Source organism: Pluralibacter sp. (assembly GCF_019237635.1).
Taxonomy (GTDB): domain Bacteria; phylum Pseudomonadota; class Gammaproteobacteria; order Enterobacterales; family Enterobacteriaceae; genus Enterobacter_B.
On the sequence record NZ_JAFAGS010000078.1, the window covers coordinates 11,986 to 35,776 of the forward strand.

A 23,791-nucleotide genomic window follows, 5' to 3' on the forward strand; every position below is an offset into this window, starting at 1 on the left:
TCATCATCCTTAAATTCCATCGCGTTCCAGCGGGCAGCTCATGCAGCGCGCGCCGCCGCGTCCGCGTCCCAGTTCATCGCCCGGAATGGGCAGCACGGTGATCCCGGCTTTGTCATACTTCTCGTTGGTCCAGATATTGCGCTCGTAGCCCACCACCACGCCGGGGCGCAGCGTCAGCACGTTGTTGGCGTCGTTCCACTGCTCGCGTTCGGCTTCAAAGGCGTCGCCGCCGGTAGTGATGAGGCGAACCTGATCGATGCCCAGCGCTTTCTCAATGGCGTGCAGCAGGGTGCTTTCCTGGGTGCGCTTGATGCCGCCGCGGCCGTCTGGGGTCAGCGTCCAGCACTGGGCGTCCTGACGTACGACCTCCGGGTAGACCGAGAAGATGTCGATATCGATGTGGGTCATAACGGTGTCGAGGTGCATGCAGGAGCGGTGCTTCGGCAGCTCAATGGCGATCACCCGTTCGGCCTGGTGGTTTTTGAATAGCGAGGTGGCGAGGAATTCCACTCCCTGCGGCGTGGTGCGTTCCGACATGCCGATTAATACCGCGCCGCGGCCAATGACCAGCACGTCGCCGCCTTCCAGAGTGGCGTGGTCATAATTAATATTGTCGTCGCCGAAATATTTAATGAATTCGCCATCGGCGAATTTAGGGTGCCAGCGATAGACTGCCCGCAGGTTATTTGTTTCACGTTGACGGGCGGGTTTAGCCATTGGGTTAATCGACACGCCGTTATAAATCCAGCAGGAGGTATCACGAGTAAATAAATGGTTGGGCAATGGCTTCATAATAAAGTCATTCACGTCATGGGTATCGACAACCATATTTTTAATCGAGGCCGGGATTTCACCGTAGGTGACGCCGCCGGTTAAATGACGCGCCAGTTCACGGTGGGAAAGGTCGGCAAGCCAGGCGCGTACGTCGGAGGCGAAGGTGGGCCCCAGACGGTAGTCGGAGACCTGAGTATCCAGCAGCCATCCCTTGGCATCCGCGATGTCCAGCGTTTCGGTCAACAGATCGGTTAACAGCAATACCTCAATGCCCTGCTGGCGTAGCGTGTTCGCGAAAACGTCGTGCTCCTCACCCGCGCGTTCGACCGAAAGCACGTCGTCAAAGAGCAGATCCTGGCAATTTGAAGGCGTCAGTCTTTTTAAGCTTAAATTCGGGCGGTGCAGCATTACGCTACGTAATTGGCCGATTTCAGAACCGACATAATGCTTATCCATAATTATTCCCTTAACGTTTTTTCAGAATAAAACGGGTGGCTGCGAATAATCATTCGTAGTCGTGGTGATCAATCAATTTCGAATGCAATAGTCGAGTCTTTTACCCATGGATAATGTGAGGGAAGTCACGAGAAATCAGGATTTAAAAACCAACTTTAATTTGTATGAGCAAGGTCAGAGAATATTAATTTAATACGTAATTGGGAATGAATTTATACGCATTAATGCCGGATGTTATTCCCTTTTGTTAATATTTTGTGGTGATCATTAATTATTTATTTTATCGTAATATATTGATTTATATGATGTAATTTTTTGTGTCTGCATGGTTATGCAGAGTGGCGATTTATTTATTTTGAGAGTAAGCAAATTCTTAGGATAATTATTGGATTAAAACGTGAAATTCAGCGATCGGAAAACTGTGAGGCTACACCGGGATTTTGCATAAGCGATATGGAATCAGTGAGTTATGAGGCGTGGCGTGGTAATGGAGGTAAAGGTTATGCATAACCCCTGCATAAACTGCGGTGGAGGGTTAACAGCTCTTTAACAGAGATGGTAATAAACATGCGCTGGCGCAAAAGTGCGTCAAAAAGTAGTGGTATGGCAGCCACTATCTGGCGTATAACTCATAAAATGAAACGTTGTTTTAATTGAGGACTTTTCCATGATTGTTGGCAACATCCACCATCTGCAGCCGTGGCTGCCGCAGGCGCTGCGTCAGGCTATCGACCACATTAAGGCGCACGTGACCGACGCCACGCCGCCCGGCAAGCACGATATCGACGGCAGCCGCGTCTTTTATCTGATCTCCGAAGATACTACCGAGCCCTTCGCTCAGCGCCGCGCGGAATACCATGCCCGCTATCTGGATATCCAGATTGTCCTGAAAGGTCAGGAAGGCATGACTTTCAGCACATTGCCTGCCGGTCAACCCGACACCGACTGGCTGGCGGATAAGGACATCGCCTTTTTAGCGCAAGGCGCGCAGGAAAAAACCGTGGTGCTTAACGAAGGGGATTTTGTGGTGTTTTATCCCGGCGAAGTGCATAAACCGCTGTGCGCCGTGGGCACCCCGGCGAAAGTGCGTAAAGCCGTGGTGAAAATGCAGATGGAGTGAGAGAGGCGCCCTCGCCATGAAACGGAGAGGGCGTGTGGAACCGCTATTTTGCCAGCGTTGCCACCATCACCGCTTTGATGGTGTGCATGCGGTTTTCCGCCTGGTCGAAGACGATGCTGGCGGCGGATTCAAACACCTCGTCGGTGACCTCCATGCCGCCGTGCAGGCCGTATTCGGCGGCCATCTGTTTGCCAAGCGTCGTCTGGTCATCATGGAAAGCGGGCAGGCAGTGCAGGAATTTCACCTGCGGGTTGCCGGTCAGCGCCATCATCTGCTTATTCACCTGATAGCCGCGCAGCAGCGCAATACGTTCAGCCCATATCGACTTCGCTTCGCCCATCGACACCCACACATCGGTGTAGATAAAGTCCGCGCCCTTCACGCCCGCTGCGATATCTTCCGTCAGGGTAATATTGCCGCCGTTCTTCTGCGCCAGCGCCGTGCATTCCGCCACCAGGCTCGCTTCCGGCCAGCAGGCCTTCGGGGCGACCAGGCGTAAATCCAGCCCGGTCAGCGCGGCGGCTTCCAGCATCGAGTTACCCATGTTATTACGCGCATCGCCAGCGTAGACCAGCGTCATCTCGCTGAACGCTTTGCCCGGCAGGTGTTCCTGCATGGTCAGCAGGTCAGCCAGCAGTTGCGTAGGGTGAAATTCGTTGGTCAGCCCATTCCACACCGGTACGCCGGCGAACTCAGCGAGAGTTTCGACAATCTCCTGCCCGTAACCGCGGTACTGAATACCGTCGTACATGCGGCCCAACACGCGGGCGGTGTCTTTAATCGATTCTTTATGGCCAATCTGGCTGCCGCTGGAGCCGAGGTAAGTCACGCGGGCGCCCTGATCGTATGCGGCAACTTCGAAAGAGCATCGTGTGCGAGTAGAGTCTTTTTCGAAGATGAGCGCGATATTTTTGCCGACCAGTTTGGGCACCTCATTACCGTTTTTCTTCTCGGCTTTGAGCGTTGCGGCGAGTGCGAGCAGATGGTTGACTTGCGCAGGGGTAAAATCCAGTAACTTTAAAAAATGCTTCTGATATAACGCAGACATATTTCCCTCACATGGCTAAGGCCACTTATTGAATTAAAATTCACTTTATATGGATGATTATTCATTTGCAACCCCGATTCACAATTCTTTATCGGAAAAGTGGAGGCATTGTCTGCGGTATGTGAGAATAGAAGTATCTGCCGCACATTATGAGGAACGAGCTATGGCAAACCCGGAGCACCTGGAAGAGCAGCGTGAAGAAACGCGTCTGATTATTGAAGAGTTACTGGAAGATGGCAGCGATCCGGATGCGCTGTACACCATTGAGCACCATTTCTCCGCCGATGATTTCGACACGCTGGAGAAAGTGGCGGTAGAGGTCTTCAAGCTGGGTTACGAAGTGACAGAACCGGAAGAGCTGGAAGTGGAAGAGGGTGATATGGTTATCTGCTGCGACGCGCTCAGCGAGTGCGCGCTTAATGCTGACATTATCGATGCGCAGGTTGAGCAGCTGATGAACGTGGCGGAAAAATTCGGCGTTGAATACGACGGTTGGGGAACCTACTTCGAAGATCCGAACGGCGAAGACGGTGATGACGAAGACGACGATTACATCGACGAAGATGACGACGGCGTTCGCCACTAAGTAACAACCGATGCGGCGGCTGCGGCTGCCGCATCGCAAGGAAAACGGCGCCAGACATGGATTACCCGCAGATAGTATCCCCGATTCTCCACTTCCTGCACTGCTCAACCCCGCAAGCCTGGATAGATAAGGCCCGCGATCCGGACAATTTGCCCCTGTTGTTGACCGACCACCTGGTCTGCGAGCTAAAAGCGGCACAAACCGCCATGCTGCTGGTGCGTAAATATGTTGCCGATAAGCAGGGCGCCGATGCGCTGCTGGCGTGGCTGCAACCCTATGAGGCCTTCGCCTTTCGAGAAGGGCCGGAGCCGGATTTTGTCGCGCTGCACAAGCAGATTGGCAAAAGCGTGATGCCGCGCACCGACGACCCGTGGGGGCAGGCGCTTATCGACAGCATGGTGCTGTTGATCAAAGAGGAGCTGCACCACTTCTGGCAGGTGCGCGAAATTATGCAGGCGCGGGCGATCCCGTATGTGAAAATCACCGCCAGCCGCTATGCCAAAGGCATGCTGAAAGCGGTGCGGACGCACGAGCCGCTGACGTTGATAGATAAGCTGATTTGCGGGGCGTACATCGAGGCGCGCTCCTGCGAGCGTTTCGCCGCGCTGGCGCCGTATCTGGACGCTGACCTGCAGAAATTCTATTTGTCGCTGCTGCGTTCGGAAGCCCGGCACTATCAGGATTACCTGACGCTGGCGCAGCAGGTCTCCGCCGAGGATATCGGCGAGCGGGTGCGGTTCTTTGGCGAGGTTGAGGCGGAACTTATCACTACGCCGGATACGGAGTTTCGCTTTCATAGCGGGGTTCCGGCGTAGGGAAAAGACGCTACAGCGCTTTCAACATCCGCACTTCGCAATCGACGTGCCCGGTACAGCCGAGCGGGCCGTCGATATGCGCAAAGCCCAGATGCTCATACAGCGCAATCGCTTCTTTAAGAAATGCGGTGGTTTCCAGATAGCAACGCTGGAAACCTTGAGTGCGGGCATGGTCCATCGCCAGCAACGCCAGCTTTTTCGCCAGCCCTTGGCCGCGAACGGCGGGCAGAAAATACATCTTCTGTAGCTCGCAGATGTCTGGCTCGCTGCAGGTCAGCGGCGCAACGCCGCCGCCGCCCACCACGACCCCGTTCAGCTCCACCACCCAATAGGCATGGCCTGGCTGGCTGTACAGCTCATACAGCTCGTCCAGATTAGGGTCCGCCACGGTATAGCCTTTATCGGCGGTCAGTCCATACTCCGCCGACACCTGGCGGATAACGCCGGCAATAACCGGGTTATCCGTGGCGGTGATTCGGCGCAGCGTTGCCGTTACAGAAACATTCACACTCATCGCATCACTCATTACAGCGCGGCGATAACCGCCTGCTGCTCAATCAGTTTGGCTTTCGCTTCGGCATAACCGGCCAGCTTCTCGCGCTCTTTCGCAATAACGGCTTCCGGCGCGCGGGCGACAAACCCTTCGTTGGACAATTTGCCTTCGATACGGCCAATTTCCGCTTCGACTTTCGCCACTTCTTTCGCCAGTCTGTCCAGCTCGCTCGCTTTATCGATCAGGCCCGCCATCGGGATCAGCAGCTCGGCGCCGTCGATGATTTTGGTCACCGATACCGGACCTTTATCACCCGCTGGCAGCACGCTGATGCTTTCCAGACGCGCCATGTTTTGCAGGAAGCTGTGGTTCTCGTTGACACGACGGACCACCGCCTCGCTACAGCCGCGCAGCAGCAGTTCAAGCGGTTTACCCGGGGCGATGTTCATTTCCGCACGGATGTTACGTACGGCGATGATCGCCTGCTTCAGCCATTCGGTGTCAGATGCCGCAGCCTCATCGACCTGGTTGGCGTCAAATGCCGGGAACGGCTGCAGCATGATGGTGTCGGCGTTAATACCGGCAATGACCTTCACGCGCTGCCAGATGGTTTCAGTGATGAACGGGATTACCGGGTGCGCCAGACGCAGCAGACCTTCCAGCACGGTAATCAGCGTGTTGCGCGTGCCGCGCAGTTCAGCCTCAGAACCGCCGTTCATCACCGGCTTGGTCAGCTCCAGATACCAGTCGCAGAACTGGTTCCAGGTGAATTCGTACAGAATGCCCGCGGCGATATCGAAGCGGAAGTTATCCAGCGCTTCACGGTACGCTTTGATGGTCTGGTTGAATTCGGCCAGGATCCAGCGGTCCGCCAGCGACAGCGTCATTTCGCCGCCGTTGAAGCCGCAGTCCTGCTCTTCGGTGTTCATCAGCACAAAGCGGCTGGCATTCCACAGCTTGTTACAGAAGTTGCGGTAGCCTTCCAGGCGCTTCATGTCCCAGTTGATGTCGCGGCCGGTAGAGGCCAGCGCCGCCAGGGTGAAGCGCAGGGCGTCGGTGCCGTGCGGCTCGATGCCGTCCGGGAACTGCTTCTCGGTGCGCTTGCGGATTTTTTCCGCCAGCTGCGGCTGCATCATGTTGCCGGTGCGTTTTTCCAGCAGGTCCGCCAGGGAGATACCGTCGACCATATCCAGCGGGTCGATGACGTTGCCCTTGGACTTGGACATCTTCTGCCCTTCGTCGTCGCGGATAAGACCGGTCATGTAGACGGTGTGGAACGGCACCTGCGGCTTGCCGTCTTCATCTTTGATGAAGTGCATGGTCATCATGATCATGCGGGCAATCCAGAAGAAGATGATGTCGAAACCGGAAACCATCACGCTGGTCGGGTGGAACTGGCGCAGGGCATCGGTGTTTTCCGGCCAGCCCAGCGTGGAGAAGGTCCACAGCGCAGAAGAGAACCAGGTATCGAGAACGTCTTCGTCCTGACGCAGAGCGATGTCGGTGCCGAGGTTGTTTTCCTGGCGCACTTCCTCTTCGCTGCGGCCCACATAGACGTTGCCGTTGTTGTCGTACCATGCCGGGATACGGTGACCCCACCACAGCTGACGGGAGATACACCAGTCCTGAATATCGCGCATCCAGGAGAAGTACATGTTTTCGTACTGCTTCGGCACGAACTGGATGCTGCCGTTCTCAACGGCTTCGACCGCCGGTTTCGCCAGCACGTCGGCACGGACGTACCACTGGTCGGTCAGCATCGGTTCGATGACCACGCCGCCACGATCGCCGTACGGGACGGTCAGGTCGTGCGGTTTGATTTCTTCCAGCAAGCCGAGCGCGTCAACGGCGGCAACCACGGCTTTACGGGCGGCGAAGCGCTCCAGTTTCTGGAACTCAGCCGGGATGTCGCTGGAGTAGACGTCAGACTCTTCGCCTTTGGTGTCGTACACTTCCGCGCTTTCGCGGATATCACCGTCAAAGGTCAGAATGTTGATCATCGGCAACTGATGGCGCTTACCGACTTCATAGTCGTTAAAGTCGTGCGCCGGGGTGATCTTCACGCAACCGGTGCCTTTTTCCATGTCGGCGTGTTCGTCGCCCACGACAGGAATACGGCGGTTGACCAGCGGCAGGACAACGTGTTTGCCGATCAAGTCTTTATAACGCGGATCTTCCGGGTTGACCGCCACGCCGGTATCGCCCAACAGGGTTTCCGGACGGGTGGTGGCGACCACCAGGTAATCTTTACCGTCAGCGGTTTTCGCGCCGTCAGCCAGCGGATAGCGGATGTGCCACATCGAGCCTTTGGACTCGCGGTTTTCCACTTCCAGGTCAGAGATGGCGGTGCGCAGTTTCGGGTCCCAGTTGACCAGGCGCTTGCCGCGGTAAATCAGGTCTTCTTTGTACAGACGAACGAAGACTTCTTTCACGGCATTGGAAAGACCTTCGTCCATGGTGAAGCGCTCGCGCTCCCAGTCCACGGAGTTGCCGAGACGGCGCATCTGACGGGTAATGGTGCCGCCGGATTCCGCCTTCCACTGCCAGATTTTGTCGATAAAGGCATCGCGACCGTAGTCGTGACGGGTTTTACCTTCTTCAGCGGCAATCTTACGCTCAACCACCATCTGGGTCGCGATGCCCGCGTGGTCGGTACCGGCCTGCCACAGGGTGTTTTTACCCTGCATGCGCTGGTAGCGGATCATGGTGTCCATGATGGTCTGCTGGAAGGCATGACCCATATGCAAACTGCCGGTGACGTTCGGCGGCGGGATCATGATGCAGAAGGATTCTTTGCTTTCATCGCCGTTCGGCTTGAAGTAGCCCTGCTGTTCCCAGTGCTCGTAAAGCGGCTGTTCGATATCTTGCGGGTTGTATGTCTTTTCCATTATTTCCAGGTTGCCGTGTTCAGGTTAAAACCAGCCAGGCGATACGCTTTGTAGCGTTCGCGCGCCAGTTGTTTCAAAGAATCTTCGTGAGGTACGAAGTCTATCACTTCTGTGAAAGCGGTGGCAAAATCTGCAAAGCCGGTACGAAGGCTAATCAGCACATCGCGCGGGCTGCTGTTGCGCTTTTGCGGCCAGGCTATCTCGACAGGGGCGCCGCCCCGTGGGCCTTCACCCGCCAGATTATGCGGCACAAAACTTTCCGGCGGCCGCGTCCACAACGCTTCATCCAGACGAATCGCCTGTTTTTCGTCTTCACAGGCGATCAGTACGCGTTTGCCTGCGCGCCAACGTTCTGCGGCAATTTCACACACCAGTTGTTCAACGGCGTTGAGGCCATCCTGATGGGTGTCATTGTCCAGAAGGTAGAACGTTGCATTCTTCATAGTTGGGGTTTCTTGTGGTCACTTTAAATGCTTAAGCCGGGCGGCGGCTTCGCCTTACCCGGCCTACGGTGTTGTGCCAGTTGTAGGCCGGATAAGCGTAGCGCCATCCGGCATTCCAACCTTACTCTTCGCCGTTAAAGCCAGCACGATTAAGCAGGAACTGCGACAGCAGGGCCACCGGACGGCCGGTCGCGCCTTTGGCTTTCCCGGAACGCCACGCGGTGCCCGCGATATCCAGGTGCGCCCAGTTGTACTTACGGGTAAAGCGCGACAGGAAGCAGCCCGCGGTAATCGCACCGCCAGGACGACCGCCGATGTTCGCCATATCCGCAAAGTTAGACTCCAGCTGCTCCTGATATTCATCGCCCAGCGGCAGACGCCAGGCGCGGTCGCCCGCCAGCTCGGAGGCGCCGATCAGCTCATGCGCCAGCGGGTTGTGGTTCGACATCAGGCCGGTGATATGGTGGCCGAGCGCAATCACGCAGGCGCCGGTCAGCGTCGCCACGTCGATCACCGCTTCCGGTTCGAAACGCTCAACGTAGGTCAGCACGTCGCACAGCACCAGACGGCCTTCGGCGTCGGTGTTCAGCACCTCTACCGTCTGGCCGGACATGGTGGTCAGCACGTCGCCCGGACGATAGGCGCGCCCGCCCGGCATATTTTCACAGCCCGCCAGCACGCCGATGATGTTCAGCGGCAGCTGCAGTTCGGCCGCCATGCGCATCACGCCGTAGACCGCCGCCGCGCCGCACATGTCGTACTTCATCTCGTCCATGCCGTCGGCCGGTTTGATGGAGATGCCGCCGGAATCAAAGGTTAGCCCTTTGCCGACCAGCACGATCGGACGCGCGTCTTCCGACGGGTTGCCTTTATATTCGATAACCGACATCAGCGACTCGTTCTGCGAGCCGTTGCCGACCGCCAGATAAGAGTGCATGCCGAGCTCGCGCATCTGCTGCTCGCCGATGACGCGGGTGATGACGTTTTTGCTGTACTGATCCGCCAGCTGGCGCGCCTGGGAGGCGAGGTAGGCGGCGTTACAGATGTTCGGCGGCATATTGCCGAGATCTTTCGCCGCTTTGATGCCGGAGGCGATCGCCAGACCGTGCTGAATCGCACGTTCGCCGCTGGTCAGCTCGCGGCGGGTCGGCACGTTGAATACCATTTTACGCAGCGGGCGACGCGGCTCGCTTTTATTGGTTTTCAGCTGATCGAAGCTGTACAGCGTCTCTTTCGCCGTTTCAACCGCCTGGCGTACTTTCCAGTAGTTGTTGCGGCCTTTGACGTGCAGTTCGGTCAGGAAGCAGACCGCTTCCATAGACCCTGTGTCGTTCAGGGTGTTGATGGTTTTCTGGATAACCTGCTTGTACTGGCGCTCGTCGAGCTCGCGCTCTTTGCCGCAGCCAATCAGCAGAATGCGTTCGGACAGCACGTTCGGCACGTGGTGCAGCAGCAGAGTCTGGCCGGGTTTACCCTCCAGTTCACCGCGGCGCAGCAGGGCGCTGATGTAACCGTCGCTGATTTTATCGAGTTGTTCGGCGATCGGGGAGAGACGGCGCGGCTCAAAGACGCCCACAACGATGCAGGCACTGCGCTGTTTCTCCGGGCTACCGCTTTTTACACTGAACTCCATGCACTACGCTCCTGAATCTTAAAGACAACGGCGGTGGCTACGGATAGAATTGCAAGCTTTCGTAACTCATGCCCGCTGTTGCGGTGACTTCGTGTTAATCTTAACGTTATTACGATGTTGGCTTGTCAGAACGTGTTCTGAATCGTGAAGCCGCTGAGTCATATAATCTTAGCGATGTTTTCGACGACTAAAGAGAATAAATGACGTTGAAGCCATGAAACAAGCTAAATTCCTGCAACAATACGGGTTTTACGGGCGTATTTATAGTGATAATCATAAGATATCTTGTACGGGAAACGCTCAAAAGCCAACTGGCGATCCTCTTCATCCTGCTTTTGATCTTCTTTTGTCAAAAACTGGTCAGGATCCTCGGCGCGGCGGTAGATGGCGAAATTCCGACAAACCTGGTGCTTTCACTGCTGGGTCTCGGCGTCCCGGAAATGGCGCAGCTTATCTTGCCGCTCAGTCTGTTTCTCGGTCTGCTGATGACGCTGGGCAAACTGTATACTGAAAGTGAAATTACGGTCATGCACGCCTGCGGGTTGGGCAAAGGCGTCCTGATTAAAGCCGCGATGATCCTTGCGCTGTTCACCAGCATCATTGCCGCGGTGAACGTGATGTGGGCTGGCCCCTGGTCTTCCCGCCATCAGGATGAAGTGCTGGCTGAGGCGAAAGCGAACCCCGGCATGGCGGCGCTGGCGCAAGGGCAGTTCCAGCAGGCCAGCGATGGCAACTCGGTGCTGTTTATCGAGAGCGTCGACGGGAAAAAATTCCGCGACGTCTTCCTGGCGCAGATCCGCACCACAGGCAACGCGCGTCCGTCGGTCGTCGTGGCGGACTCCGGCAATATCACCCAGCAGAAAGACGGTTCACAGGTGGTGCACCTCAACGAGGGAACCCGCTTTGAGGGGACCGCTATGCTGCGCGATTTTCGTGTCACCGATTTTAAAAACTACCAGGCCATTATTGGACATCAGACCGTCTCGCTGGACCCCAGCGACACCGAGCAGATGAACATGAACACCCTGTGGAACACCAGCACGAACGGCTCGCGCGCCGAGCTGCACTGGCGCTTAACGTTGGTGGCGACGGTCTTTATTATGGCGCTGATGGTGGTGCCGCTCAGCGTGGTCAACCCGCGCCAGGGCCGCGTGCTGTCGATGCTGCCGGCGATGCTGCTCTATCTGGTGTTCTTCCTGTTGCAGACCTCTATCCGGTCTAATGGCGAAAAAGGCAAGCTCGACCCGATGGTATGGATGTGGGTGGTCAACCTGCTCTACCTCGCACTGGCGGTGGCTCTCAACCTGTGGGACACGGTGCCGATGCGCCGCGTACGCGCACGTATCAGCGGTAAAGGAGCGGTATAATGCAGGCATTTGGCGTACTTGACCGCTATATCGGCAAAACCATTCTTACCACCATCCTGATGACGCTGTTCATGCTGGTGTCGCTCTCCGGCATCATCAAGTTTGTCGATCAGCTGAAAAAAGCCGGGCAGGGGAGCTACGACGCAATGGGCGCGGGGATGTATACCCTGCTCAGCGCGCCGAAAGACGTGCAGATCTTCTTCCCGATGGCGGCGCTGCTTGGCGCGCTGCTCGGCCTGGGGATGCTGGCCCAGCGTAGCGAACTGGTGGTGATGCAGGCATCGGGTTTTACCCGTATGCAGGTCGCCATTTCGGTGATGAAAACCGCGATCCCGCTGGTGCTGCTGACCATGGCCATCGGCGAGTGGGTGGCGCCGCAGGGCGAGCAGATGGCGCGTAACCTGCGCGCCCAGGCGATGTACGGCAGTTCGTTGCTGTCGACCCAGCAGGGCATGTGGGCGAAAGACGGCCACGACTATATCTATATTGAGCGCATCAAAGGCGCCGACGAGCTTGGCGGCATCAGCATTTATGCCTTTAACGATAAGCGCCGCCTGCAGTCGGTGCGCTATGCGGCCTCGGCGAAGTTCGACGCGGACAAAAAGGTCTGGCGTCTGTCGCAGGTGGATGAATCCAACCTGACCAATCCGCAGCAGATAACCGGCTCGCAGACCGTCAGCGGCACCTGGAAAACCAACCTCACCCCGGACAAGCTTGGCGTGGTGGCGCTGGACCCGGATGCGCTGTCGATTAGCGGTCTGCATAACTACGTGAAATACCTGAAGTCCAGCGGCCAGGATCCGGGACGCTACCAGCTCAACATGTGGAGCAAAGTGTTCCAGCCGCTGTCTGTCGCGGTGATGATGCTGATGGCGCTGTCGTTCATCTTCGGGCCGCTGCGTAGCGTCCCGATGGGCGTTCGGGTCATTACCGGGATTAGCTTCGGCTTCGTGTTCTACGTGCTGGACCAGATCTTCGGCCCGCTGACGCTGGTGTACGGCATCCCGCCGATTGTCGGCGCGCTGCTGCCGAGCGCGACTTTCTTCCTGATAAGTCTGTGGCTGATGATTCGCCGCAGCTAGCGGTAACGTTCTAAAAATGGCAGCTCAGGAGCTGCCATTTTACCGTAGAGCGGCGAGTGGTTAATCAGGCCGTTACGTTCGTCGTCGGTGACCGGTCCCATGCGTGAGCAGGGAGCTATCACCATCACGCGCTCGACCACCGTCGGGCTGACTTTCTCATCGAGGCGCCTCGCCTGGCAGTAAAAAGCGTTATTTATCCTGCGTGCAGTACAGGCAACCTTATGGGAAGTGATTCAGTTAATTCTGGAGTTTACGGCAGGATGATGGCCCTTTCAGCGAGAGAGAGCCGGAAAGCAGGTCTGCGAAGGGAGAGAAATGATTCATGCTACACAGTATTCGTTCCAGCTATCCTTGAAGACAATGTTTCCGTCTACATATTTCCACTGAATAGATTCGTCGTTCATCTGTTCACCATAAATATGCTGGATTAGACATAGATATTCCTTTCTTTAATCAGGGTGTTTATCTTTGTTTCGATAGGTGGCCATCACGTCAATGAATTTTGAAATGAGGGAGAACATAACGAGCCATAGCACCGCAAAAGCAAACTTCACAGGCCAGTAAACGGGCAAGATAATGCATGCGATTAAACCGCAGACCAACAGTACAGGCTCAAAGAAATTCCAGATGGTGCTGATGGTATAGAGCAGCAGAAAGAAAATGCTTCTGATAGTGGTAAGAGGACGCTTATGACAAGGCATTGAGTTTGTCCTCGATATTCTTCACGATCTCGTTAAAAGAAGGCTGTCCCCGAGTGTTTGCCAGATGAACGGCTTCAATGAGCGGTTTGACAGCAGGTTCAAAAAGGAAGTAGAGAAGGTCGTAATCGTGTGGGCGGAGCAGGCCATAAATCTCAGGGGCTTCGGGTTCAAGATCTTCTGATTTACCGATTGAGCGTTCACTCATACCGCAGCGCCAATAACTGAAAGCAACTGTGTTGCGCTTATACGACCGGTGACGGAGGATGCGGCATGCCTGTAAATATTGTCTTGCTGGCTTGTTGTAAGACGTTTATTAAATTCATTAAAAACAATATTGGCGGCATGTGTGATGTGGTCATAACTGAGTATGTCATTGTGAATCACTTCCGCCATACGGATTCGCATTGTCTGGTGAGAGAAACGTGAATCCGTATTAAAATATCCTACTGCCAGATAACCAAGGTCAAGCGGAACCGTTAATGCCCCATTAATCATTCCCTCGATGGTTTCTGGCGACAGGATCATGTCAGCAATTCTGTTTGCTATGGTATCTGCATCACTACTGATTGTCATAACAGCCTCTGCACATAAGGTGATGCTGGATTTCAGAATATTTGCAGAGTGTGTTATGTGATAATTTTCTCAGAAAAATGGCGATTAAGAAATTCTACAAAGTTAATTATTCCATTAACAAACGAAAGGCATTTATTTATTAATGCCAACTATGCATAGAGGGCTCTGTGGTAATCCCGGCAGGCAGGCTGCCGGGTGATGCAACGCTTAGAAATCCGCTTTCAACACCACGCGGTAGCGGGCTTTCCCCTCGCGCACGTGCTTTAACGCCTCGTTGATTTGCGACATCGGGAACTCCTGCGTCGTTGGCGAGACCTTCGCGCGTCCGGCGAACTTCATCAGCGTGCGCAGCTCCGCCGGGTTGCCGGTGGCCGAGCCGGAGATGCTGCGGTCGCCGCCAATCAGGGTAAAGGCTGGTACCGCCAGCGGCTTCATCACCGCGCCGACGGTGTGGAAGTTGCCGCCATGCGCCAGCGCGTCAAAATAGGGTTGCCAGTCGAGATCGACATTGACGGTGTTGATGATCAGGTCAAACTGCCCGGCGAGCGCTTTTAGCGCTTCGGGGTCGCGACTGTTTACCACCTTATCCGCGCCCATCGCCAGCACTTCCTGTTGTTTGCTCGGGTTCGAGCTGAAGGCGGTGACTTCCGCGCCCATCGCGCGCAGCAGCTTGATGGCGATATGCCCCAGGCCGCCGATACCGATTACCCCGACGCGGCTGGTGGCGGTCACATGGTGCATCAGCAGCGGTTTAAAGACGGTAATACCGCCGCACAGCAGCGGGCCTGCGGAGGCGAAATCGATCCCTTCCGGCAGCGGGATCACCCATTGCCAGTCGGCGCGCAGCTTATTGGCGAAGCCGCCGCGGTTCATGATGGTCGGCAGGGAGCCTTCCAGGCAGTTGATCTGGTTGCCGCTGATGCAGGCGTCGCAGTGCCCGCAGCTGTGCGCCGTCCAGCCCACGCCCACGCGCTGGCCTATCTTCAGGCCTATGTTCTGCGCCGCGGTGCCCAGCGCCGCCACGCGGCCAATCACCTCATGCCCGGCGACCAGCGGGTATTGCGACATGCCCCATTCGTTGTCGATCATCGACAGATCCGAGTGGCAGATCCCGCAGTATTCCACCTGAACTTCAACATCATCCGCCCTGAGTTCGCCCGCATCGTATTCCCAGGGTTCGAGACTGGCGCCAGCTTCTCTGGCGGCGTAGCTTTTTATCATCGACATCGCACTTCCCCCTTTGTGGTGTTGAACTGGAAGTGTAGAGCATCCCTGAACTGGGCGTGTTGGCAGAAGGTGGCGGTAAGGGGGGGGAGTACGGCGATCGCTACGCCTTACGCAACAACGCGTTCAGCCAGATTTCGTCTCTGTCCGGCCTCTTATCTTCCGTTCGCCACATTGCGTGAATACGGATGCCTGCGAGAGGGCTCACCAGCTTTTCGAGTGCTTGCTCGTTGAGGTCGGTAAAATGTCGGCCATCCTTTTCGCGTTCGCCATTGCCGTATTTAAACGAGACATACCACACGCCGCCGGGTTTGAGGGCATCCGCCAGCTTTTGCATGGCTTCCGGCAACTCATCAGAAGGAACGTGGAGCAGCGAGGCGCAGCACCAGATGCCGTCGTAGCGTTCGGCGTCGTTCAGCGCGGCGAAGGTCAGCAGCCGGACCGGGATGCCCGTATGTTCGGCGGCCAGCGCGACCATTTCTGCGGTGGCGTCAAACGCTTCCACGTCATAGCCCATCGCTTTAAACGCTTTGCTGTCACGCCCCGAACCGCAGCCCGCATCCAGTAGCGTGCCCTGCGCAGGCAGCAGCGCGATAAACGGTGCATACAGCGAGCGCATATCGACATCGACCGTCGCGGTGAAAAAGCTCTCGGCGTGTTGTTGGTAATAGCGAATGCTCATCAGAATATACCCGGCCCGACGGCCTGCGGCTCCCACTGGTGAATGAGTGTCTGCTGCGCAGTGTTCCAGACCTGATTGAGAAAGTCACGCCGCTGCGGCTCCGTTTTTCCCGTCTGTTGGATCAGCGTTTCGCGCAGCGGTAAATGGCTATTAATAAAGTATTCATTGCGGGCATGCAGCCGTGCTAACAGCGTCATTGAAGGAACGTGGGAGGATTTCCCCAGCTTGCCCCGGTTACAGTTTTTACAGGCCAGCACCAGGTTCCACACGCCGTTGATGTTCGCCACGCTATCGCGTAGCAGCCAGGGAATGAAGTGGTCGACATCCGCCAGACTGGCGTCGCCCGTTTGCAGGCTGACCGGCGCGTGGCAGTAAAAACAACGCCCTTTCTGGTAGCCATTCAGGCTGTCCCTGCAACTGGTGATCGTAACGCGGCGGTCGCGGGTGAGGCTAAAGAGCTGCTGTTCCTGCGCATCGTACTCCACGGCAATCAGGTTGCGCGAGACGTTCATCGCCCACGCCTGCTCGACCAGACGCCAGCGGGCCTCGGTCTCGTGAGCCAGGTTCTGAAACTGTAACCGCTCCGTTAAACGGTAAAAATTATCCGTCAGGCGAATACCTTTATGGGTTTTGCGCTCGTCGATAAAAAAGCGCTTGTCGATTTCGCCATTGTTCACATTGTGGAAGGCATCAATCACGTTGTCGAAGCCGCGACGTACGGTGATTGACCGCAGGTCATCCAGACTCACTTCGTTATCATTGAACTGCACGCAGGCCGCAAGAAACTTGCTGCTCCTCGACGTCACCTGTTTTGGCGCATGCTGAAGATGGCGGCACAGATGCGCACTGAACGGCAGCGCGAGATCCTCCAGCAGAACCAGATCGCTGCCGTCGCGCTTCACCTCATACAGCGCGCTTGCCAGCGCGAACTTGTAGGAAGCGACATTTTTGCCAAAGAGGATTATGCCGCGCCAGTAGTTTTCCAGCGTGGGTTCAACCTGATAGAAACGCATGCCCGTCCCGAACTATGGATGTGGTGAATGGTGAAGACCAGTAACTGGATCAGATAACAAGTGGCGGAAAATGTAAACCGCTGCCGTCACGTTGCAGCGTTTTGCGAGGTGCACTCCAGAGCAGGGCAGGACGGTGAGACGAGTGTCGATTTTTTCGGCGTTCAGAAGGAGTTAGACGGGTGAAAGCTTGCGCGGGTATCTGCAACAGGTATAATGCAACCCGCTATCAGCATCCCCTTCCGTGCCGGAGTGGCGAAATCGGTAGACGCAGTTGATTCAAAATCAACCGTAGAAATACGTGCCGGTTCGAGTCCGGCCTTCGGCACCATCGGAACATCAATAGACGTCAACGGACGTCTTTTTTTGTGCCTGAAATCCAGTATTCGCAAGGCTTTCCTCGCTTTTTCACTCAACCTAAGTCAACCTGATTCAATCTACATCAACTTACTGATGTGGGTACAACTGCGGGTATATCCCGGTTCGATAATGTTTGTACCCACACAGAACCCTTGAAAGGATACTCATCATGGCTCTGAGTGATGTGAAGGTTCGTTCGGCTAAGCCTGAAGCAAAAGCCTATAAACTAACTGACGGTGAAGGCATGGTTTTGCTGGTTCACCCTAACGGCTCCAAATACTGGCGGCTTCGTTATCGCTTCGGCGGCAAAGAGAAAATGCTGGCATTGGGAAAATATCCTGAAGTTTCGTTGGCGGATGCCAGGGCACGCCGGGATGAAGCCCGTAAGCTGTTAGCAAACAGTGTCGATCCCAGTGAGAACAAGAAAGCCGTTAAGGTAGAGCAGGAGCAAGAGGCGATAACGTTTGAGGTGGTCGCCAGAGACTGGCATGCCAGTAATCAGAAGTGGTCGGCATCGCATAGTGCTCGTGTATTGAAAAGCCTGGAAGATAATCTCTTCGCTGCTATCGGTAAGCGGAACATTGCTGAATTGAAGACGCGAGATCTGCTTGTGCCCATCAAAGCTGTGGAGTCATCTGGGCGTCTTGAAGTCGCCGCCCGTTTACAGCAGCGGACTACTGCGATTATGCGCTTTGCCGTTCAGAGTGGGTTAATCGACTACAACCCCGCTCAAGAGATTGCCGGTGCGGTTGCTACGGCGAAAAGAAAGCACCGTGCGGCTCTGGGCCTTGAACGTATTCCCGAATTACTTCACCGCATTGATCACTACTCTGGCAGACCGTTAACCCGACTTGCTGTCGAACTTAGCTTGTTAGCCTTTATCCGTTCAAGTGAACTGGGCGGACTACCTAGATGCTTTATACAATACAGTAGCTTCACCTTATGATTTGGCAAAGCTCAATAACCCAATGAAATAATTTTAACCTAAAGCTTTATTGGCGTTATTTATTGATAAAGATAAATCATGTTGTAATGTAAAAACACCATCATATAACTAATGTTTTATTAGCCTTTAGTAGTTTTGGTAAAAACAGGATCTTATTCTTTTATGGCAGCGAATATAAAATAGCTGCCATTACGTTTGTACTTAGTAAAACCAATGGATATATAATTCATTTTCTACACATCTTTATTTTATTGTGGTATAATAGTAAAAGGGATTTTTTTGAGGGTTTTGTATGGCAGGCTGGGCGCTAGATGTGTGCAAAAAAGGATTTAAATCCGCGTGTGTGATTTTAGTCGCCATCTTTGTGGTGTCAATTGTTTTGTTTTTAACAGCTTATTTCTTCCAAAATCCTCTTAAGGAATATTTTAATGCAGGGAAACATTTTTTATTTAGTGATAATTTAACTTCAGCTTCATTGAAGGATAGAAAATTGCTAATGAATTTAATGTCTAAAGGTTATGTTTTTAGCAGCAACGATTTGCTTGAAAGGGTCGGCAGCTATTATGCTAATACAATTACTATATTAATTTTCTTTTGTACTTTTGCATGCGTATTTGCAGTGTTTTATATAAAAATGAATACTGAGGATCGCTTTGATCAGACAATTAAAGAAAAGGTTGGCTATTTTTTCAATAATGACCGAGGCTTTTCAGAGGAAATGGCTCGCTTAAGTAATTCGGCTGCATCGGATGCGGTTAGTTCTGAATTAGAAAGGATGATGCTAGATGATGATATTGAGCAAGTTAAACAAGAGATGAACGATCAGATTGCATCTTTATCTGCCCAAATTCAAAGTCTACAAGAGGCTGTATCATTACTATCGCCGGAAAGTGATCCTGATTTACAGGGCGAAGCTGAGGAAATTGCTGTAGCTCACATTCAGCCGGGAAATAGGGGGTAATATGGCTATTCTAAGAAGAAAAACTGCTAACCCTAGTGATAGTAAGTCTATTGCTGCTGCTAACTTAACTAATCCAGAATCCGTGATTAGATTAGCAAGTAGCATGGGTATTACTACTGTTCCGTTTGATCTTGATACTTTTATCCATAAATTAGGAATTAAACTGAATAGGGTTATTATGGATAACGATATTTCAGGAAAACTAGAAAAGAATAAAAGTGGTGTTTGGGAAATAAGTGTTAATGCTCTCCATCATCCAAAGAGACAGCGGTTTACACTGGCACATGAATTAGGTCATTATTTTTTACATCGCAATCAAAGTAATTTATTTACTGATAAATCTCTGTACCGTGGGAAAGATATGAATTCAATGGAATATGAGGCTAATAATTTTGCGGGTGCTATTTTAATGCCAAAAGAAGAGCTAATATCATTCATGCAAAAATCTAATGATATCGATAACATTGCTGACCATTTTAATGTTTCTGCACTTGCAGCTAAAGTCCGAGTGGAAATGGTAAAAAGGAATTATTATGCCTACTAATTATTATCCAATATTAAAAACTACAATAGCAGAAATGCGTGCATTAAAAAAATTAGATGTTAATACGTGGAAGAATTTTACACCAATCTTAGAATTAACTAAATCTAGGAAAAGCAAAAATAACCAAGAAAGTTGTGTATATAGAAAAATCGACGAAATTAAAGAACTTATTGGAACAAATGAATTCATCTTGGATTTAACCAGTATTGAGTCATTATCAAATGAACAGATTGAATCATTTCAATCAGATGCAAATGGTTTTGAAAATTGGTGTAACTTTATTTCAGATGTACGTTCAAATAATTTGAATGTGGTTCCTGTTCTTATAGCTTATCCCGATAGCACATTAGACGATTTACTTCTTGAGTCAGAGCAATTATGTACCTCAGTAAAAAAAATAGCTGTAAGAATTCCAATATGTGAACCTGATCTGGATGATTTATTTTTCACATTACGAAAATTCATTCGTCAAAATCATACAGATATTGGATGTTTAATTTTTGATGGGGGATATATCTTTGATGAAATAAGTGATGTCTCTCCTCTGCTGAACATTATTTATGAGTTTTATTCTGAGTTACCCGATAATTTTTATGGAAAAATTGTATTTGCATCATCCTCATTTCCAGCCTCTACCTTAGAAAAGGTATCGGGAGATAAGTTTAATAATAGCTTTCCCCTTCAAACGCTGCCGCTTTTCGAAAAAGTAGTCAAAGGATTAAAAGTTTTAGGTATTAAAAAAACAATAGTTTTCGGTGATTATGCCTGCATTCATCCCAATAGAAATGAAAGTAAAGCTTATAACTGGATCCCGCGAATAGATTATCCAACTTCAAATATGATTTACTTTTCTAGAAATCGTCGTGAGGAAGGTGGTTATATCGAGTGTGCAAAAAGGATTACTTTGCTGACTCATTTTAAAATAGATACTCTCAAATGTTGGGGAATGACTGAAATTAGGAAGACGAGTGCTGGAGATCCAGGAGGAAAAAGTCCGTCTTATTGGATATCTGTGCGATCAAATATTCATATGTCTCGAATGGCATTAATTAATGGATAACTTTGTACTTTTTAATGTTAGGAGGGAAATATCCTCTCGGGTTATAACCCCTCCTTTTTCTTTTAAGAATATATTATATATCGGTGAGGTTTTGCTTTTCAAAACAGTATAGTAAATGTTTTGAATTTCTGATGGGGTATATTTAGCTAATATTTTTTCAATTAGCTGTTGCTTGTTTGCTATTTTAATTTGTGTTTCTTTTGCTAAAAAATTTTTATCCAGCATATCTAAAATCATACGACTGTTAAGTATTTTTCTGTATCTTGGTTTTCTTATAATTTTGGTTTCGTTATTATCGATATAAATAATCCCAAATCTACCTCTAATTGATTTAATTTCATGAATATGCTTTTCGCCACAAGCAACATAAACCGTATTAAATGCCTGATAATAAGAAAAAAGCTGCTCCTTAAGACTTGTAAGCTTATCAACATTGCTTTTTATCTCAATGGCAGTCGTATTGTTATTCTCTAGTATTAGAACGTCACACCTCCTTTTATTATAATCAAAAGGAAACTCGAAGTTTATAATTTTATCTGAAGTATTGCTAAAGAACTCCATTATTTTGATTTTAAAATCTAGTTCATCCATTCTGAATACTCTTTAGCTGTGAAAGGACTTATTGTAGCATGTTTATTTATACAGTGGTAGTATTAAGTTGCAAACAACCCATTGAATTAACATATGTAAATAACCTGCTTTTATCTTTAAGGGATGAGGTTCCTGTTTATAGACATTTTTAGCTGTGCCCCTCTATCTTTCCCTCATTCAAAGTGGCAACTTCAGACGTAATTGAGTAAGGTTAATCATGCTTAAAATTAACAATTATTTATAGTGGGAATTTGAGATATGGAAATACAAGAAATTGCAATGCAGTTTAAGGCACTGAAGCAAAAAAGCAAAAACACATTCATTCAGAACCTTTCTTCCTTATTCAATCAGATTGAAAGTGCAGTAATTCTTGAAGGTCCGTACAGGTTAGTATTAGATTCCAACATAATCATGCGCCTAGAGTCATACCGGCAAGGGAACGTCTCAGAAGGACTCCTGTCTATCCTTCTGGCATTTAAACTCATAAAGAAGCTACCTTTTCATTTTGATCTGGTGGTAAGGCCGAGTGTATTTTATGAATATCTTCGACAAAAAAACTTAAAAAGCACTCATGAGCACTGGATTAAATTTAAAGAATTAAAAAATCTGATAGAGAAAGAGTTGGGCTCAAAGTTATTCTTTGATGGCATTGAGACATATCAGGGGGCCGAGCAATATTTACAATTGATTGAAAATGATGCTAAAAAAATAAAAAAAACTTTGATTGCATATCAAAATGAAAACTGGCATATGAACTTCGTTCAGCGTGCTGGCTCTGGTGTGGCTGGATTCCCTATAATTGGCACAGAATACATATTAGTCCCACCTGCTTTTGCAGCTGATGCGCTTTTTTATCCTTTAGGGCTTGAATATTTTGACGAAGTCAAATCAAGTCAATTCTTTACTCAGTATATACACAAATATATTATTGAGTGCGAAAGTAACGACAGAGATTTCATCAATACATTCAATAATGAGAAAGATTTTTTATTTACTCAAATTCTAAAATTAACTTCAAAAGGAAATTTGATGGGGCTTGCAGATTTAGATATTTATACAAACTGTAATATTCACAGTCAATTCTCTAATCAAAGTCACTCTCGCTATGCCCCCGCTTCAGCTGCCTTAACCATAGATGGGAAACTGGCGAGAGCATTGAGAGATTCAAATTCTCATCATATCACTTCTGGGGGTATGATCTGCGGACCTGAAAATGAAGATGATAATAATGCCAAAATGGAAGCATTTATTGAAGAACACAAGCGCATGCGGGAAAGTGAAAAACGCCACCGGATTGCCATTGAAGCAAGCAGAGACTTCGTGAAAGAGCTTCTTTCGAGTGGGACTTTTGTGGACTAAACATACAGATGGAGTCAAGTCGCTCAAGGGCGGCTTTTTTTGTGCTTGAAATCCAGCATTTACCTACTTTTCGCGCTATATTAACTCTCTCAAGGTCAACCGACTTCAACGTACATCTACCAACACATGTTGGTACAGATGATGGTATTTCCGGTTCGATAATGCTTATACCAACAGGGAGGAGATAAGCATGGCTCTAACGGATATCAAAGTCAGAACAGCCAAGCCAACGGACAAGCAATATAAGCTGACCGATGGCAATGGTATGCATCTTCTTGTCCACCCAAATGGTTCAAAATACTGGCGTTTGCAATACCGCTTTGGCGGAAAGCAAAAGATGCTGGCACTGGGTGTTTATCCTGAAGTGTCTCTTGCTGATGCAAGTGCTATAATAAAAGACAATGTTTGTACAAAAAAATATATTTACCATTATTTTACTTAGTGTTATAAATGGCAGTCTGAGTTAAAATCCATAGACTGCGAGTAAAAGAGTATCAAGGTGATGTTTGAGTTTGGTTATTGTTAGCTTGCTCATTGTTATGGGTTTTAGGTAAAGCTTTACGTAATTACATAATGCAGTGATAAATAAAGTCTTCTATAAGGATGTGTAATGTACTCATTAGCCCCTTACTTCATTCGTTGTTATAATGAGAATAATAAATCGAAAAATGTTGAGGAACGTTACGATTGTTTAAACAAAATAGGACAGTATGATTTATTTAATTTAATTGAACAATTTACCTCCTTACATAAGGATTTTGAAAAAATTGATAATAGCAAGGAAACATATAAGTTCCATCATGTCACTTCAAAATCCCAAGAAAGAGTTATTTCTGGCTGGATGAGTTTAGGTCATTATGGTATCAAAAATGATATAATTAACACAGATGATAATCAATTAGCGTTTTCAAAGGAAGAAAATCATGCTGATGTTAAGAATTATTATTTTAGATTTTATATTCCTTTGGAATCAAGAAAGGGTATATGTCTTTTATATGCGTATAAGAAGGATGGGATAAAATCTGTTTTTCAGAAAGAGTTTTCAAAGTTTTTTACAGAAAAAACAAATAAAAAT

At 50.5% G+C, this 23,791-nt stretch carries 21 protein-coding genes, 1 tRNA gene and 4 pseudogenes; 13 read left to right on the forward strand and 13 right to left on the reverse strand.

Features of this window, described 5'->3' with window-relative positions; all coding sequences use genetic code 11:
- Positions 1 to 9: 9 nt before the first annotated feature.
- Positions 10 to 1,230, reverse strand: coding sequence for an arginine deiminase (gene arcA / locus JO226_RS09370; protein ID WP_293548055.1), 1,221 nt, complete (start codon positions 1,228 to 1,230; stop codon positions 10 to 12).
- Positions 1,231 to 1,897: 667 nt separating this feature from the next.
- Here arcA and JO226_RS09375 point away from each other — a divergent pair.
- Entirely contained in the window at positions 1,898 to 2,350 is a 453-nt protein-coding gene (locus JO226_RS09375) for a YhcH/YjgK/YiaL family protein (protein WP_293548056.1), read from the forward strand.
- Positions 2,351 to 2,393: 43 nt separating this feature from the next.
- On the opposite strand, the gene argF is transcribed toward JO226_RS09375, so the two are convergent.
- Entirely contained in the window at positions 2,394 to 3,398 is a 1,005-nt protein-coding gene (gene argF, locus JO226_RS09380) for an ornithine carbamoyltransferase (protein ID WP_293548059.1), read from the reverse strand.
- Between the two features lie 163 nt (positions 3,399 to 3,561).
- Here argF and rraB point away from each other — a divergent pair, with 163 nt between their 5' ends.
- Positions 3,562 to 3,984 (forward strand): ribonuclease E inhibitor RraB, encoded by a 423-nt coding sequence (gene rraB, locus JO226_RS09385; protein ID WP_293548062.1) that lies wholly within the window; start codon positions 3,562 to 3,564, stop codon positions 3,982 to 3,984.
- 56 nt (positions 3,985 to 4,040) lie between these two features.
- Entirely contained in the window at positions 4,041 to 4,799 is a 759-nt protein-coding gene (gene miaE / locus JO226_RS09390) for a tRNA isopentenyl-2-thiomethyl-A-37 hydroxylase MiaE (RefSeq protein ID WP_293548064.1), read from the forward strand.
- 10 nt (positions 4,800 to 4,809) lie between these two features.
- Here miaE and JO226_RS09395 read toward each other — a convergent pair whose 3' ends face one another.
- From JO226_RS09395 to pepA, 4 genes are all read right to left on the reverse strand, one after another.
- Positions 4,810 to 5,313, reverse strand: a complete 504-nt coding sequence (locus tag JO226_RS09395; protein WP_293548067.1) for a GNAT family N-acetyltransferase — start codon at positions 5,311 to 5,313, stop codon at positions 4,810 to 4,812.
- Between the two features lie 11 nt (positions 5,314 to 5,324).
- Positions 5,325 to 8,180 carry a valine--tRNA ligase gene (locus JO226_RS09400; protein ID WP_293548070.1) on the reverse strand — a complete coding sequence of 952 codons (2,856 nt, stop codon included), beginning with the start codon at positions 8,178 to 8,180 and terminating at the stop codon, positions 5,325 to 5,327.
- Complete coding sequence (gene holC, locus JO226_RS09405; RefSeq protein WP_293548072.1) at positions 8,180 to 8,623, reverse strand: DNA polymerase III subunit chi; 444 nt, start codon at positions 8,621 to 8,623, stop codon at positions 8,180 to 8,182. Before holC ends, JO226_RS09400 begins: the two co-directional genes overlap by 1 nt.
- A gap of 121 nt (positions 8,624 to 8,744) precedes the next feature.
- On the reverse strand, positions 8,745 to 10,256 hold the full coding sequence (gene pepA, locus JO226_RS09410) for a leucyl aminopeptidase (protein ID WP_293548075.1): 1,512 nt from the start codon (positions 10,254 to 10,256) through the stop codon (positions 8,745 to 8,747).
- 266 nt (positions 10,257 to 10,522) lie between these two features.
- On the opposite strand from pepA, the gene lptF reads away from it, so the two are divergent.
- Both lptF and lptG read left to right on the forward strand, forming a co-directional pair.
- Complete coding sequence (lptF, locus tag JO226_RS09415) at positions 10,523 to 11,623, forward strand: LPS export ABC transporter permease LptF (protein ID WP_293548077.1); 1,101 nt, start codon at positions 10,523 to 10,525, stop codon at positions 11,621 to 11,623.
- Positions 11,623 to 12,705, forward strand: a complete 1,083-nt coding sequence (gene lptG, locus JO226_RS09420; protein WP_293548079.1) for an LPS export ABC transporter permease LptG — start codon at positions 11,623 to 11,625, stop codon at positions 12,703 to 12,705. Before lptF ends, lptG begins: the two co-directional genes overlap by 1 nt.
- 38 nt (positions 12,706 to 12,743) lie before the next feature.
- Here lptG and JO226_RS09425 read toward each other — a convergent pair.
- The 6 genes and pseudogenes from JO226_RS09425 to JO226_RS09450 all read right to left on the reverse strand — a co-directional run.
- Positions 12,744 to 12,869, reverse strand: a pseudogene (locus JO226_RS09425) (helicase HerA-like domain-containing protein); the annotation flags it as partial.
- A 523-nt stretch (positions 12,870 to 13,392) separates the two neighbouring features.
- Entirely contained in the window at positions 13,393 to 13,611 is a 219-nt protein-coding gene (locus JO226_RS09430) for a hypothetical protein (RefSeq protein ID WP_293548082.1), read from the reverse strand.
- On the reverse strand, positions 13,608 to 13,979 hold the full coding sequence (locus tag JO226_RS09435) for a hypothetical protein (RefSeq protein ID WP_293548085.1): 372 nt from the start codon (positions 13,977 to 13,979) through the stop codon (positions 13,608 to 13,610). Before JO226_RS09435 ends, JO226_RS09430 begins: the two co-directional genes overlap by 4 nt.
- Before the next feature lie 207 nt (positions 13,980 to 14,186).
- A complete protein-coding gene (locus JO226_RS09440; protein ID WP_293548088.1) occupies positions 14,187 to 15,206 on the reverse strand; it encodes an NAD(P)-dependent alcohol dehydrogenase in 1,020 nt (339 codons plus the stop codon).
- 100 nt (positions 15,207 to 15,306) lie between these two features.
- A complete protein-coding gene (locus JO226_RS09445; protein ID WP_293548091.1) occupies positions 15,307 to 15,885 on the reverse strand; it encodes a bifunctional 2-polyprenyl-6-hydroxyphenol methylase/3-demethylubiquinol 3-O-methyltransferase UbiG in 579 nt (192 codons plus the stop codon).
- Positions 15,885 to 16,898 (reverse strand): HNH endonuclease, encoded by a 1,014-nt coding sequence (locus tag JO226_RS09450; protein ID WP_293548094.1) that lies wholly within the window; start codon positions 16,896 to 16,898, stop codon positions 15,885 to 15,887. The genes JO226_RS09445 and JO226_RS09450 overlap by 1 nt, the downstream gene beginning before the upstream one ends.
- Before the next feature lie 243 nt (positions 16,899 to 17,141).
- Between JO226_RS09450 and JO226_RS09455 the strand changes: the two genes are divergently transcribed.
- From JO226_RS09455 to JO226_RS09475, 5 genes and pseudogenes are all read left to right on the forward strand, one after another.
- Positions 17,142 to 17,226, forward strand: a tRNA-Leu gene (locus tag JO226_RS09455).
- Between the two features lie 198 nt (positions 17,227 to 17,424).
- A pseudogene (locus JO226_RS09460) lies at positions 17,425 to 18,153 on the forward strand (tyrosine-type recombinase/integrase); the annotation flags it as partial.
- A gap of 340 nt (positions 18,154 to 18,493) precedes the next feature.
- Entirely contained in the window at positions 18,494 to 19,162 is a 669-nt protein-coding gene (locus JO226_RS09465) for a hypothetical protein (RefSeq protein WP_293548097.1), read from the forward strand.
- A gap of 1 nt (position 19,163) precedes the next feature.
- Positions 19,164 to 19,706 carry an ImmA/IrrE family metallo-endopeptidase gene (locus JO226_RS09470; RefSeq protein WP_293548100.1) on the forward strand — a complete coding sequence of 181 codons (543 nt, stop codon included), beginning with the start codon at positions 19,164 to 19,166 and terminating at the stop codon, positions 19,704 to 19,706.
- Complete coding sequence (locus JO226_RS09475) at positions 19,696 to 20,766, forward strand: hypothetical protein (protein WP_293548103.1); 1,071 nt, start codon at positions 19,696 to 19,698, stop codon at positions 20,764 to 20,766. Before JO226_RS09470 ends, JO226_RS09475 begins: the two co-directional genes overlap by 11 nt.
- Here the strand turns inward: JO226_RS09475 and JO226_RS09480 are convergent.
- Positions 20,752 to 21,357, reverse strand: coding sequence for a sce7726 family protein (locus JO226_RS09480; RefSeq protein ID WP_293548105.1), 606 nt, complete (start codon positions 21,355 to 21,357; stop codon positions 20,752 to 20,754). The two genes, JO226_RS09475 and JO226_RS09480, sit on opposite strands and share 15 nt — an antisense overlap.
- A gap of 258 nt (positions 21,358 to 21,615) precedes the next feature.
- Here JO226_RS09480 and JO226_RS09485 point away from each other — a divergent pair, with 258 nt between their 5' ends.
- From JO226_RS09485 to JO226_RS09495, 3 genes and pseudogenes are all read left to right on the forward strand, one after another.
- A complete protein-coding gene (locus JO226_RS09485; RefSeq protein ID WP_293548108.1) occupies positions 21,616 to 22,716 on the forward strand; it encodes a hypothetical protein in 1,101 nt (366 codons plus the stop codon).
- Positions 22,717 to 22,906: 190 nt separating this feature from the next.
- Positions 22,907 to 23,098: pseudogene (locus tag JO226_RS09490) on the forward strand (Arm DNA-binding domain-containing protein); the annotation flags it as partial.
- Positions 23,099 to 23,326: 228 nt separating this feature from the next.
- Positions 23,327 to 23,791 (forward strand): annotated as a pseudogene (locus JO226_RS09495) (hypothetical protein); the annotation flags it as partial.